Origin of the sequence: Kitasatospora dryopteridis, assembly GCF_050749075.1 — a bacterium.
In the GTDB taxonomy this organism is placed as follows: domain Bacteria; phylum Actinomycetota; class Actinomycetes; order Streptomycetales; family Streptomycetaceae; genus Kitasatospora.
Map to the genome: position 1 here is coordinate 2,869,534 of NZ_CP192749.1, position 13,853 is coordinate 2,883,386.

Sequence of the window (13,853 nt, forward strand, 5' to 3'; positions counted from 1 at the left end):
CGCGTCACCCCCTCGCCCGCCGCCACCGGCACTCCCGGGCCGCTGCTCGCTGCCACGCCGCTCGCCGCCGGGACGCTGATCGCTGCCGGGGCGCCGCTCGCTGCAGGGTGCCTGAGCAGCCGTGCGGGCACTGTCCTGCTCGGTACGGCGGCGGGCCGACAACGGCCAGGCGCGGAGGGCTGCGTGGCGTGCCGCAGCGAGAGCGGCGCGGCGGGCGTGCGAGCGGCCACCGACGGGCCCGCCACCGGCCGGCAACACACCGCCCCCGGCGGCATCCGCACCAGCGGGCACGGGAGGCTCAAAACCAGCCATCGCTCACAGCAATTCGGAGAAAACGGGCCGACAGGGCGCGACAGCGCTGCCGGGGCAGCAGGTCCACCCACGGCACCGAGCCGCTCTCCGCCGAGCACCACTGAACGCGACCTGTTCCTCTCAGAGTACGACGAGCACGGAAGGCGGCCCAGCAGTCGAGTCCTGATACGACAAGGATTCCCGCGAAAGGACCGCGCACACCGTGCTGTACGCGCCCCGTGAACAGCGGCCGGCGGCCACCGGGCACGGAGGTTCCCGGAAGCTTGACCGACAACCCCCCGACTGCGCAACAGGCCGACCACACAACGTGATCCGACCGTCATCCACAGGTACATCGGGCCTCCGCACGGGCGCCGCGCACGGGCGCCAGCCCGCCTCCGGAGTCCCGGGTGTCACATGCCCCCCAGGCACCCCGACCAGCACACCCACCCCTGAAGCACAGGGGGCCACGACCACCCCACGCACACACCCCGCCCCACCCGCACCGGGCGTTGCGGTCGGCTACGGAACGGTCACCGTCCGGATTCGGCCATTTCACTCTGTGGGCGGACTGCAATTGGCAATTGCCATATGCATACGCGCGAGCACTGGCAGCATCTTCGACATGCCGCTGCTCCTGTTCGACCTCGACAACACCCTGCTGCCCAGGGACGCCGCCTACCGAGCCTGGGCCCAGGACTTCCTGGCCGAACACCGCCTGCCCGCCGGCGACATCGATTGGTTCACCACAATCGACGGCAGCGGCTACGTGCCGCGCAGCACCGTACTCGGCGCCGCAAAGCGCCGCTACGGCCTCGACCACTCCATGGACCTGCTGCTGGCGCACTACCGCCGCGGCATCAACACCCACATCCACTGCCCGGACACCCACATCGACGCCCTGCACGCCGCCCGTGCCTCCGGCTGGACGCTGGGCATCGTCAGCAACGGCGGCACCAAGCCGCAGCTGGAGAAGATCCGGCGGACCGGCCTCGGGGCACTGGTCGACGGCTGGGTGATCTCGGAGGAGGCCCGCTGCGTGAAGCCGGACCCCTTGATCTTCGAGATCGGCGCCCGCCGCTGCGGGGTACCGCTCACTCCCGGGTGGGAGAACAGCACATGGATGGTGGGCGACCACGGTCCGGCCGACATCGCCGGGGCCGAGGTCGCCGGGCTGCGCAGCGTCTGGCTGCACCTGGGCCGCCCGTGGGCCGAGCAGGGGTACCGTCCGACGCTGAGCGCGGCCGGGCTGCCGGAGGCGGTCGGGCTCGTCCTCAGCGCCCGGAACGCGCCGACGGCCGCCACCGTGCACCGCGGCGCCGTCCGCCGCGCCGTGGCGCAGCAGGCATCGGCCCGCCGGGCGGCCCCTGAGCACCGGGCGGCCCGACTGCCGGGCGTCGGAGCAGGACTCCCCCGTGCGACCGCCGATGCCACGGCGTCCGGTACGGCGCAGCAACTGCCGTTGGAGGTCAGGCCGGCGGCCGCCGCGAGAGCCGCCTCGGTGGCCGCAGTCGCCCCGGCCGCCCAGCTCTCACCGACTCCCGGACCGGCGCCCCGGCAGCCCGGCGTCGCACAGGCCGGCTCCCTGCCGACAGGCTCCCTCCAGACGGGCTCCCGGTCGGCTGTCACCGCCGAGATCGGCAGGACGAGGTTCGTTGCGCCGTCCGCGGCCGCCCTGCGAGGCGCCGCGGCCGGTTACACCGTCATCGAGGACGGCGTCGCCGGGTAGCGCCACCAGCGCGAGACGCCGTACTCGGCGAAGCCGAGCCGGCGGTAGAGGGGCTCGCCCAGGAGCGTGGCCACCAGCGTGGCGACCCGGTCGGGGTGGGCGGCGAGGGCCGCCGCCACCACCGCGCGGCCGACGCCGCGGGAGCGGTGTTCGGGCAGGGTCGCCACGGAGTAGATGCCGACCGCCGTGCCGTCGTCGTAGCTGATGCAGGCACCGGCGGGGCGGCCGTCCAGCCGGGCGAGCCATGCGCGGTAGCCGTCGGTCTGCAGCAGGCCGGGCGGCAGCATGCTTCCGCGGACGTGGGGCAGCCGGGCGGGCATCGGGAACCCGTCGATCACCGTGCGCTCCACCTCGGCGAGGTCGTCCGCGTCCAGGGCCTCGCCGACCGTCAGTCGTGCTGCCGGCTGGTCACGCCACCGCCGGGACGTCTCCAGCACAGCCGTGCCGCCCTGCAGCACCTGCAGCCCGCCCGTCGCTCCGTCCACACCTGCCGCACCGGCACCGGCACCGGCGGTACCGACGCCCGTCGCACCCGCACCGGCGGCACCAGCGCCGCCGGTGCCCGCGACCGCCGCACCCACCCCGGCCCCGTCCGGCTCGCGGGCCATCACCGCCTGCCCGAGCGAGGCCTCGCAGCCGTGGCCGCGGAGGTCGAGGCGCGCGTACGGGTCCTCGAGGCAGAGCCTGGCGGTGCGCCAGTCGCGGAGGACCGCCACCAACTCCTCCACCATGGACTCGGGTTCGCCGTAGGGGCGGGTGACCACCACCCGGTGGGCCTCGGCGTCCCCGTCGCAGCGGACCGCGGTGAAGTGCGGCGTGCGAACGAACTCCCAACCGTGCGACCGTGCTTGGGCCAACCAGAAGGCGGCGGCGTTGTCGTTGGCCAGTTCGAGCCGGCTACGGGTGTCCATGAGGGGACCCTAGTCGCCGGCCGTCACAGCCGTCGGGGCCGGTACGGCCCTGCGCAGAAGGGCTCGCACCGGCGCACACGTGCGTCCCGTGCGCCCCGTTTCGTACCGCCTGTTTTCGGTCAATCTCGTGACGGCCCCCCGCCGTTGGCCAAAGCCGCAGCCCAGAGCCGCCCGCAAGGGTGACGGGTCATCACGCGCCCGGGACGGGTCGTGCGACAACCAGCCAGGCTTGCGCCCGCCCCCTTCCCAGAGGGGTCGACGGGTGCCACGCTTCGTGATCGAATGCATCACGCCAAATTGCCATGTCGACATAGCGTCGGATGGTGAACTTGTCACAACAGCAACGGTCCACCCAGTAGATTCGATCTTGGCGGGCAGTGCCGCACCACCACACCACACCACCGAGGGGGCTGGAACGCCTTGAGCAGGGTGAGCAGGAGCGACGCGGGTCCTGACGGCGGCCAGCCGCCGACCGGCCTCCCGGGCCGTCCCGCCAGAGCTGACGGGTCGGCATCCCGCGCAGCCGCCCCCGCGCGCGCGTCCTCCCCCCTCACCGGCTCGCCGCTGCCCGGCGCACCGGCCCACGGCGGTTCCGTCGGCAACGCCTCCCCGGGAAGCTCGAACCCGCACGGCGCCGGCTTCCACAGCGCCAGCCCGCACGGTGCCGTCCAGCACGGCACGGGCGGCAGCAACGGCTTCCTGACGACCGGTCATGCAGGGCCGGGCGGCGGTCACACCGCCTCGCACCAGCCGCACTACACCGGAGCAGCGCCCTCCGGCGCTCCCCTGTCCCCCTCGGCGATGCCCCCCTCGGCGATGTCCGCCGCCGGCGGACCCGGGGGCGGTCCCGCCGGCCACGGTTCTCCCGCGGTGCTCTCCGCCCTGCACCCCGCGCCGGCCCGCAAGCTCTCGGGCCGGCGTCGGCGCGAGACGGTCGCCGTCCTGATCTTCGGCGGGGCGCCGATCTTCGAGAGCTCGATCCCGCTCTCGGTGTTCGGGGTGGACCGGCAGGACGCCGGCGTGCCCCGCTACCGCCTGCTGGTCTGCGCCGGCGAGGAGGGCCCGCTGGCCACCACCGGCGGGCTGACGCTGACCGCCCCGTACGGGCTGGAGGCGCTCTCCCGGGCCGGCACCATCGTCGTCCCGGCCTGGCGGTCGATCTCCCAGCCGCCGCCGGTGGAGGCGATCGCCGCCCTGCGCAAGGCGCACCACGAGGGGGCCCGCATCATCGGGCTGTGCACGGGGGCCTTCGTGCTGGCCGCGGCCGGACTGCTGGACGGCCGCCCGGCGACCACGCACTGGATGTACGCGCCGACGCTGGCGAAGCGGTACCCGCGGGTCCACGTCGACCCTCGCGAGCTGTTCGTGGACGACGGCGACGTGCTCACCTCGGCCGGCACCGCGGCCGGCATCGACCTGTGCCTGCACGTGGTGCGCAGCGACCACGGCGCCGAGGCGGCGAACGCACTGGCCCGCCGTCTGGTGGTGCCGAACCGGCGGGGCGGCGGAGGACAGGCCCAGTACATCGACCAGTCTTTACCCGAGGAGATCGGCAACGACCCGCTCGCCGAGGTGGTCACCTGGGCGCTGGAGAACCTCAACCAGCAGTTCGACGTCGAGGTGCTGGCGGCGCGTGCCTACATGAGCCGGCGCACCTTCGACCGGCGGTTCCGGACGCTCACCGGCAGCGCCCCGCTGCAGTGGCTGATCACCCAGCGGGTGCTGCAGGCGCAGCGGCTGCTGGAGACCTCGGACCTGTCGGTGGACGATGTCGCCCGGCGCTGCGGCTTCCGTTCTCCGGTGGCGCTGCGCGGGCACTTCCGCCGGCAGCTCGGGGTCTCCCCGGCGGCGTACCGGACGAGCTACCGCGCGCGGCGGCCGGCGCCGGCCGCGGCTCCGATCGGCACGGCCGGTGCGGTCTCGGTGCCGTCGCAGGGCGGCCCGGGCGACCGCTTCGGCGGCCCCGGCGCCACCGGTCACCCGGGGCACCCCGGGCAGGCCGGCCACGGCGGTGCACCGCAGTCGGGCCAGCTGGGCCAGGCGACCGTGGGCGGCCTCGGCGGGCCCGGTCATCAGAGCGGGCCCGGTGGCCAGGCGGTCCATCAGGGCGGACCTGCCGGCGACCGGCCGAACGGCACCGCCGGCAACGGCGGTACGGCAACGGCGGGCGGTTCGCGCCGCAGGCCCGGCCTGCTGGTGCCCCCGCAGCCGGGGCCGGCGACCGGTCGGCGTCCGCGGCCTCCGATGCCCGAGCGGCCCACCGGCCAGACCCCGCCGCGCACCGCGGACCGGTCGACGGCAGAACGGACAGCGGCGGAACGGACAGCGGCGGAGCGCTCGCCGACGGAGCGGTCGACGGCCGACCGGACCGGGGACCGGGCGGGCGGCCGCGGCGCCGACCGCCCGGTGGAGCACGCCGTCGCCGACGAGAACGGCTACGACCAGCCCAGCGCGCGTGGTCAGGGTCAGGGCCACCGCGCCGACCACACGGCACCGCGAGGAGCCGCTCACCCGGCTCCGCCGTCCGACCGGAGCGGCGGACAACCGGCCGAGCGCACCGCAGAGCGGGCCTCCGATCCGACTGTGGACGGCGGCGGTGCCGCGGGCGCCCCGGCCGGTGCGACGCAACGCGGCCGGGCGGCCCGGCCGCTGTCCGCCTCGCGCGATCGCGCCGTAGGGTGAGTGGCGTGAATGACCGTCTGGTGTGGATCGACTGTGAGATGACCGGCCTCGACCTCGACAGGGACGCCCTGATCGAGGTCGCGGTGCTGGTGACCGACTCCGAGCTGAACGTCCTCGGCGAGGGCGTGGACGTGGTGATCCGTCCGCCCGCGGAGGCGCTGGAGGGCATGCCCGACGTCGTGCGCGCGATGCACACGGCGTCCGGGCTGCTCGACGAGCTGGCGGACGGTGTGACCCTCGCGGAGGCCGAGCAGCTGGTGCTGGGTTACATCCGGGAGCACGCCCCGGAGGCCGGCAAGACCCCGCTGTGCGGCAACTCCGTGGCGACGGACCGCGGATTCCTCTCCCGCGACATGCCCGCCCTGGAGGGCCACCTGCACTACCGGATCGTGGACGTGTCCTCGATCAAGGAGCTGGCCCGGCGCTGGTACCCGCGGGCGTACTACAACAGCCCGCAGAAGGGCGGCAGCCACCGGGCGCTGGCGGACATCCGCGAGAGCATCGCCGAACTCCAGTACTACCGCGAGGCGGTGTTCGTCCCGCAGCCCGGCCCGGACGGGGACGCGGCCCGGGAGATCGCGGCCAAGTACCAGCGGCCGACCGACTGACCCGGCGGCTCGGCGCGCGACGCCCGGCACACGGGCCGGGCGGCCCGCGGCCGACCGACCGTCCTGCCGCCGGCCGCCCGGCCCGTGGACGCCTCGCCCGCGCACGCCGCGCCAGCACGTCCCGCACCGTGCCGCCCGGCCGTCCGGCCCCGCACCTGCTCCCACCACAGCATCAGCGCGGGCCCCGGGTCGAAACCCTGGCGCGAGCACCCTCTCGCATCCTGTAGAGTTCTTCCTGTCGGAGCGGGAACGCCCCGGACAGATGGTGGGTGTAGCTCAGTTGGTAGAGCACCTGGTTGTGGTCCAGGTGGCCGCGGGTTCGAGTCCCGTCACTCACCCCAACCGACCGTAGGGCCCGATCTCTTCACGAGATCGGGCCCTACGGCGTTTCCGCGTTCCCCCGCCCGCCCTGCAGGCCGCGCCTCTCCGGCCCACCCCTCCCCAGAGAAGCTACCGGCAAGTAACATGAGGGCCATGACCACACCCTCGATCGGGCAGCTGCTCGACTCCACCGTCCCCATGGCCCGCACCCTCAAGCTGGAGTACCTGGAGACGAGCCCCGAGCGGGCCGTGCTGCGGCTGCCGGACCAGCCGGAGTTCCACAACCACCTCGCCGGGCCGCACGCGGGCGCGATGTTCACGCTGGCCGAGTCGGCGAGCGGCTGCATCGTGCTGGCCGCCTTCAGCGACCAGCTCTCGCGCGCCGTGCCGCTCGCGGTGAAGGCCGAGATCGGCTACAAGAAGCTGGCGATGGGCGCGGTGACGGCCACGGCCACGCTGGGCCGCACCGTCGAGGAGGTCGTCGCCGAGCTGGACAAGGGCGAGCGCCCCGAGTTCCCGGTCACCGTGGAGATCACCCGCGCCGACGGCGCGGTCACCGGTGTGATGACCATCACCTGGACGCTGCGTCCCAACTCCTGAGCAGCGGGACCACCGCCGGCCCCGCAGCCGCGGGGCCGCACCCGGCCCCAACTGCGTGGCCCGCACCGGCCGTCCGGCGGCCGCTCCCCCACTCGCCCCGCGGGCACGGGGGACGCCCCGGACGGCCGGAGCCGTACCCGCCGCCGCACCCCGCCGCCCGGCCCCGGAGCAGCGCCCCCGCCGTCAGGCCGAGTCGCGCACCACCAGTTCGGTGGCCAGCACCACCTGCCGCCGCGCCCGCCCCCGTTCGGTGATCTCGTCGAGCAGCAGCCGGGCCATCGTCCGCCCCATCTCCTCGATGGGCTGGCGGACGCTGGTCATCGGCGGGTCGGTGTGCCGGGCCACGATCGAGTCGTCGAAGCCGATCACCGCGACCTGGTCCGGCACGCGCCGCCCGGCCGCCCTCAGCACCTGCATCGCACCGGCGGCCATCACGTCGGACGCGCAGAACACCCCGTCCAGGTCGGGCCGACGCTCCAGCAGCTCACGCATCGCCAGCCGGCCGCCCTCCTCGGTGAAGTCGGCGAGCCCGACGAGTTCCTCGTCGTACGTCCGGCCGGCCTCCTCCAGGGCCCGGCGGTAGCCGCCGAGGCGCGCCTGGGCGACCTCCATGTCGAGCGGCCCGGTGATGGTGGCCACTTCGCGGCAGCCCCGGCGCAGCAGGTGCCGTACGGCCATCCTGGCGCCGCCCGCGTTGTCGGCGTGGACGTAGCTCAGCGGTTCGAGGTCGCCGCGGCGTCCGGCGAGCACGGAGGGGATCTCCAGGCTCTCCAGGATGCTCGGCAGCGGGTCGTCCTGGTGCACGGAGACGAGGAGTACGCCGTCCACCCGCTGGGCCGTCAGATAGGCCGAAAGTCGTTCCCGCTCGCGCTGGTTGCGGACCAGGATCAGCAGCAGCTGCATGTCGGTCTCGGCAAGCTCCGCGGAGACGCCGCTGATGATGTCGGAGAAGTACGGCTCGGAGAACAGCCGGGTCTCCGCCTCGGGCACCACCAGGGCGACCGAGTCGGTGCGCGAGGTGACCAGGGTGCGGGCGGCCCGGTTGGGGACGTAGCCGAGTTCGGCGATGGCGGCCTGCACGGCCTCCCGCGCCTTGTCGCTCACCCGGGGCGAGCCGTTGATCACCCGGGACACCGTGCCGCGCCCGACGCCGGCCAGGGCGGCGACCTCTTCCAGCGTGGGGCGCGCGGAGCTCCTGCCGCCCGCCCCGGCACCGCCCACGGGCCCTGCGGGGGGCTGTGCGGTCTGGCTCATCGCTCACCTCTTGGAGATCCTCATGGCGCCTCGTGGGCCGATTGCTGCTCATTGTGGCCGGTTTCGGCCGCCGGGGAAGCCGCAGGACGCTGCGCACCCCGCGACCCGGCCGACCGAACGGTCCTTCCGGCCGGCAGGGCCCCGTTCCGACCGTACGCGGATGTCCGCGCGGGCCGGAGACCGGTGTCCCCAGGACACCGTTTCGCGACTCCCAGGACACGCTCCGGCAACGGATACGACGTCAGCCCTTGACACCCGGGGCCGCGACGAAGGAACCTTCCGGCATGCGCTGTGGGAGCGCTCCCACACTCTAGTGGCGAATCGCCCCCGGCAACAGCGCCTCGACCGAGGTCCGACGGGCACCGCCCGCCGACGCCGGGGCCGCTCCCCCACGGTCGGCACAGCCGCGCCGCCCGTATGCCCCCGGTAACACCCGGGACATCCGAAACACCCGAGCAACACCCCGGCAGCAGATCCCGGCACCACCTTCCGAAGCCGCACCGCACCACCGCACCACCGCACCACCCACCGCGCAGCACCACCCGATGCCCCACCCGGAACAAGGAGAACGCCATGCGCACCACTTCCCGCCCCCGCAGAGCAGCCGTCCTGGCCACCGCCGTCCTCGCCTCCTCCGCCCTGCTGCTGACCGCGTGCGGCAGCAGCGGCGACGGCGGGTCGGACGGTGCCTCCTCGGCCGCGGGCGAGAAGATCACCCTCACCGTCGGCGACTTCGGCACCTTCGGTTACAAGGAGGCCGGCCTCTACGACGAGTACATGGCCGCCCACCCGAACATCAAGATCGAGGCCAACACCACCCAGGACGGCCAGAAGTACTGGGACGCGCTGACCACCCACCTCGCCTCGGGCAGCGGCCTGGCCGACATCCAGGCCGTCGAGGTCGGCTACATCGCGCAGGCCACGGGCACCCTGGCGAGCAAGTTCACCGACCTGAGCAAGGTCGAGGGCGTGAACGCGAACGCCTGGCTGCCGTGGAAGTCGAAGCAGGCCACCACCGCCAAGGGCGAGCTCATCGGTCTCGGCACCGACATCGGCCCGATGGCGGTCTGCTACCGCAAGGACCTCTTCCAGCAGGCCGGCCTGCCGACCGACCGCGCCGAGGTCGCCAAGCTGTGGGCGGGCGACTGGTCGAAGTTCGTCGACGCCGGCAAGCAGTACCAGGCCAAGGCGCCGGCCGGCACCTTCTTCACCGACTCCGCGAGCGGCCTGTTCAACGCCGTCCTCTCCGCGCAGACCCAGCAGTACTCGGACGACTCCGGCAAGCTGATCTACGACAAGAGCACCGGCGTCAAGACCGCCTGGGACACCGCCGTCTCCGCCTCCAAGGCCGGCATCAGCGCCAAGCTGCGCCAGTTCCAGGACCCGTGGAACGCCGCCTTCCAGAACGCCAAGTTCGCCACCGTGGTCTGCCCGTCCTGGATGACCGGCCTGATCAGCCAGTACTCCGGCGACGCCGGCAAGGGCAAGTGGGACATCGCCGCCCCGCCGGTCGCCTCCAACTGGGGCGGTGCCTTCCTGAGCGTCCCGAAGGCCGGCAAGCACCAGAAGGAGGCCGCCGCCCTCGCCGCGTGGCTGACCGCCCCGGAGCAGCAGGCCAAGGTCTTCACCAAGGTCGGCAACCTGCCCTCCACCACGGCCGGCCTGGATCTGCCCGCCGTGCAGAGCGCCAAGCTGCCCTACTTCGGCGACACCCCGACCGGCCAGATCTTCGCCTCCACCGCGAAGGGCATCCAGCCCGCCGCGATCGGTGAGAACGACGGCAACGTCAAGACGATCATCACCGACAACGGCATCCTCGACATCGAGGAGCACGGCACCGACCCGGCCAAGGCCTGGGAGAACGTCGTCAAGACCATCAAGGACAAGGTCGAGGGCTGACCACCCCGAGGGTGAGGCCGGCGGGGCCCTGACCCCCGCCGGCCCGCTCCCGCCCGGCCGGGCACCCCGGCCGGGCGGCACCGCACCACAGCCGACAGCCACCCCCGGGAAGGACAACCCAGTGGCCACCTCCATCCGAGCCGCGGCCGAGGACGGCTCGGCGCCGACCACGGCACCCGATCACCCGTCCCCCGCCTCCCCCCGGCGCCCCGCCTGGCGCTCCAAGCTCTACCGGCTGGACCTGAAGGCCTCGCCGTACGCGTACATCGCACCGTTCTTCATCTGCTTCGCCGCATTCGGTCTGTTCCCGCTGATCTGGACGGGCTGGCTCTCGCTGCACAAGGTGGACCTGCTCACCCCGGACGTCACGGAGTGGCGCGGCTTCGACAACTACACCCGGCTGTGGGAGACCGAGCAGTTCTGGACGGCTCTGCGGAACACCTTCACCATCGGGGTGATCTCGACCGTCCCACAGCTGCTCATGGCCCTGGGCCTGGCGCACATGCTCAACTACCGGATGCGCGGCCGCGGCTTCCTGCGGGTCGCGGTCCTGGCCCCGTACGCGACCTCGATCGCCGCGGCGACGCTGGTGTTCGTCCAGCTCTTCAACCCCGACTACGGCATGATCAACTGGCTGCTCGGGATGGTCGGCATCGACCACACGCAGTGGTACGCCGACACGTGGCCGTCGCAGATCGCCGTCTCGACCATCGTGACCTGGCGCTGGACGGGCTACAACGCGCTGATCTACCTGGCCGCCATGCAGGCCGTGCCGAAGGACCTCTACGAGGCCGCGAGCCTCGACGGCGCCACCCGCTGGCAGCAGTTCACCAGGATCACGATCCCGTCGATCAAGCCCACCATCTACTTCACGATCATCGTGTCGACCATCGGCGCCACCCAGCTCTTCGGTGAGCCGATGCTGTTCGGCGGCGGCGTCGGCGTCAGCGGCGGCTCGGCCCACCAGTTCCAGACGCTGAGCCTCTACCTGTACGAGCTCGGCTGGCCCAGCCGCCAGCTCGGCCGCGCGTCGGCGGTCGCCTGGACGATGCTGCTGATCCTCCTGCTGATCGGCCTGGTCCAGATGCTGATCGCCCGCCGCAACCGCACCAAGCTGGGAGGCTGAACCATGGCCGTCATCTCCACCGCACCGCTGCGCAAGCGGTTCCGGCCCGGCGCCGGCGACCAGGACAAGGCCGGCCCGGTCGTCTACGTCGTCCTCGGCATCGCCGCGGTGCTCTCGCTCTTCCCGCTGTACTGGACCTTCGTCGCGGCCAGCCACACGGGTGACCGGGTCGCGCTGTCGCCGCCGCCGCTCCTGCCCGGCAACCAGCTCTGGACGAACATCCAGACCGCCTGGGAGCAGGCGGACATGGGCAAGGCGCTGCTCAACTCGACCATCGTCGCGGGCTGCGTCTCGCTGAGCACCGTGCTCTTCTCCACCCTCGCGGGCTTCGCCTTCGCCAAGCTGGAGTTCCGCGGCCGGAACGCCCTGCTCACGCTGGTCGTCGCCACCATGACGATCCCGCCGCAGCTCAGCGTGATCCCGCTCTACCGGATCATCACCGACCTGGAGTGGGGCAACCAGCTCCAGTCCGTGATCCTGCCCTCCCTGGTGGCCGCGTTCGGCGTGTTCTTCATGCGCCAGTTCCTCAGCGAGGCGCTGCCGCTCGAGCTCATCGAGGCCGCCCGGGTGGACGGCGCGCACAGCCTGCGCATCATCTGGCATGTCGTGCTGCCGATCGCGCGTCCGGCGATGGCCGTTCTGGGCATGCTGGTGTTCGTGCAGTCCTGGAACGACTTCTTCTGGCCCTTCGTCGTCCTGACCCAGCAGAACCCGACGGTGCAGGTCGCGCTGTCCGGCATCGGCGGCGGCAGCGACCACCAGATCAACCAGGCGGTGATCATGACCGGCGCGCTCGTGGGCACCCTGCCCCTGCTGCTGATCTTCGCCGTCCTGGGCAAGCACATCGTCGGCGGCATCACGGCCGGCGCGGTGAAGAGCTGACCCGTCGACCGTCCTGTCCCACACCCACCCATGGGAGCGCTCCCGTATGACCGTCACCGATCCGCACACCACGGCCGATCTGGCCGAGCACCGACCCGGTGCCTTTCCGCCCGGGTTCGCCTGGGGTGCGGCCACCGCCGCCTACCAGATCGAGGGTGCAGCTGCCGAGGACGGCCGCACCCCCTCGATCTGGGACACCTTCAGCCACACCCCCGGCAAGGTCGCAAACGGCGACACCGGCGACATCGCGGTCGACCACTACCACCGGTTCCGCGAGGACGTCCGGATGATGGCCGACCTCGGCCTCACCGCCTACCGGTTCTCGCTGTCCTGGCCCCGCATCCAGCCCACCGGGCGCGGCCCCGCCGTCGAGCGCGGCCTGGACTTCTACCGGGCGCTGGCCGACGAGCTGCTGGCCAACGGCATCACCCCGGTCGCCACCCTCTACCACTGGGACCTCCCGCAGGAGTTGGAGGACGCCGGCGGCTGGCCGCACCGGGAGACCGCGTACCGCTTCGCCGAGTACGCCTCGCTCGCCGCCGAGGCCCTCGGCGACCGGGTCGGCATCTGGACCACGCTCAACGAGCCCTGGTGCAGCGCCTTCCTCGGCTACGCCTCCGGCGTCCACGCGCCGGGCCGGACCGATCCGGGCGACTCGCTGCGCGCCGCCCACCACCTCAACCTGGGCCACGGCCTGGCCGTCGGCGCGCTGCGCGCCGCGCTGCCCGCCTCTGCCCAGCTGGCCGTCTCGCTCAACCTGCACGCGGTGCGGCCGTACAGCACGCACCCGGGCGACCTGGAGGCGGCCCGCCGGATCGAGGCGGTCGGCAACCGGATCTGGACCGGCCCGATGTTCAAGGGCCGCTACGACGAGGACCTCCTCGCCGACACCGCCCACCTGGTCGACTGGGACGCCCTGGTGCAGCCCGGCGACCTGGACGAGATCTCCCGGCCCGTCGACCTGCTCGGCCTGAACTACTACAACCCGACGCTGGTCTCCTCCGTGGAGAACGCCAAGAACCTGCCCCGCCACGACGGGCACGGCGACAGCTCGTTCTCCCCGTGGCCGGGCGCCGACGAGGTCGCCTTCCACCTCGCCCCCGGCGAGGTCACCGCGATGAACTGGCCGATCGACCCGACCGGGCTGTCCGACTCGCTGGTCTCCCTGCACCGCGAGTTCGGCCTGCCGCTGATGGTCACCGAGAACGGCGCCGCGTTCGAGGACACCGTCTCCCCCGACGGCAGCGTCCACGACCCGGAGCGGGCCGCCTACGTGAAGGGCCACCTGGGCGCAGTCTCCGACGCGATCGCCGCCGGCGCCGACGTCCGCGGCTACTTCCTGTGGTCGCTGCTCGACAACTTCGAGTGGGCGTACGGCTACGAGAAGCGGTTCGGCATCGTCCACGTCGACTACGACACCCTGGTCCGCACGCCCAAGACCAGCGCCCACTGGTACTCCCGGGCCATCCGCACCGGCCGGCTGGACCACGACATCCCGCAGCGGTGATGACGGTGCGTCACCACTGAGCGTGACTGCGGCCCGGTTCGCT

The 13,853-nt window shown here is 73.0% G+C and carries 9 protein-coding genes, 1 tRNA gene and 1 pseudogene; 9 read left to right on the plus strand and 2 right to left on the minus strand.

The window, feature by feature from the left end:
* Positions 1 to 916 precede the first annotated feature (916 nt).
* Positions 917 to 2,020 (plus strand): HAD family hydrolase, encoded by a 1,104-nt coding sequence (locus ACQ614_RS12975; protein ID WP_431678688.1) that lies wholly within the window; start codon positions 917 to 919, stop codon positions 2,018 to 2,020.
* Here the strand turns inward: ACQ614_RS12975 and ACQ614_RS12980 are convergent.
* On the minus strand, positions 1,987 to 2,931 hold the full coding sequence (locus tag ACQ614_RS12980; RefSeq protein WP_431678689.1) for a GNAT family N-acetyltransferase: 945 nt from the start codon (positions 2,929 to 2,931) through the stop codon (positions 1,987 to 1,989). The genes ACQ614_RS12975 and ACQ614_RS12980 overlap by 34 nt on opposite strands.
* 816 nt (positions 2,932 to 3,747) lie before the next feature.
* Between ACQ614_RS12980 and ACQ614_RS12985 the strand changes: the two are divergent.
* From ACQ614_RS12985 to ACQ614_RS13000, 4 genes and pseudogenes are all read left to right on the plus strand, one after another.
* A pseudogene (locus ACQ614_RS12985) lies at positions 3,748 to 4,950 on the plus strand (helix-turn-helix domain-containing protein); the annotation flags it as partial.
* A gap of 668 nt (positions 4,951 to 5,618) precedes the next feature.
* A complete protein-coding gene (orn, locus tag ACQ614_RS12990; protein ID WP_431678691.1) occupies positions 5,619 to 6,221 on the plus strand; it encodes an oligoribonuclease in 603 nt (200 codons plus the stop codon).
* Positions 6,222 to 6,486: 265 nt separating this feature from the next.
* Positions 6,487 to 6,562: transfer RNA gene (locus ACQ614_RS12995), tRNA-His, on the plus strand.
* A gap of 133 nt (positions 6,563 to 6,695) precedes the next feature.
* On the plus strand, positions 6,696 to 7,142 hold the full coding sequence (locus ACQ614_RS13000; RefSeq protein ID WP_431678692.1) for a DUF4442 domain-containing protein: 447 nt from the start codon (positions 6,696 to 6,698) through the stop codon (positions 7,140 to 7,142).
* Between the two features lie 183 nt (positions 7,143 to 7,325).
* Here the strand turns inward: ACQ614_RS13000 and ACQ614_RS13005 are convergent, their stop codons facing one another.
* Positions 7,326 to 8,396, minus strand: coding sequence for a LacI family DNA-binding transcriptional regulator (locus tag ACQ614_RS13005; protein ID WP_363487442.1), 1,071 nt, complete (start codon positions 8,394 to 8,396; stop codon positions 7,326 to 7,328).
* Positions 8,397 to 8,969: 573 nt separating this feature from the next.
* On the opposite strand from ACQ614_RS13005, the gene ACQ614_RS13010 reads away from it, so the two are divergent.
* The 4 genes from ACQ614_RS13010 (at position 8,970) to ACQ614_RS13025 (ending at position 13,810) form a co-directional block, all read left to right on the plus strand.
* Positions 8,970 to 10,295: an ABC transporter substrate-binding protein gene (locus ACQ614_RS13010; RefSeq protein ID WP_431678694.1), complete on the plus strand. Its 1,326-nt coding sequence runs from the start codon at positions 8,970 to 8,972 to the stop codon at positions 10,293 to 10,295.
* A 121-nt stretch (positions 10,296 to 10,416) separates the two neighbouring features.
* Entirely contained in the window at positions 10,417 to 11,421 is a 1,005-nt protein-coding gene (locus ACQ614_RS13015) for a carbohydrate ABC transporter permease (RefSeq protein ID WP_363487446.1), read from the plus strand.
* Positions 11,422 to 11,424: 3 nt separating this feature from the next.
* Positions 11,425 to 12,303 (plus strand): carbohydrate ABC transporter permease, encoded by an 879-nt coding sequence (locus tag ACQ614_RS13020; RefSeq protein WP_431678696.1) that lies wholly within the window; start codon positions 11,425 to 11,427, stop codon positions 12,301 to 12,303.
* Positions 12,304 to 12,349: 46 nt separating this feature from the next.
* A complete protein-coding gene (locus ACQ614_RS13025) occupies positions 12,350 to 13,810 on the plus strand; it encodes a GH1 family beta-glucosidase (protein ID WP_431678697.1) in 1,461 nt (486 codons plus the stop codon).
* The last annotated feature ends 43 nt before the right edge of the window (positions 13,811 to 13,853 follow it).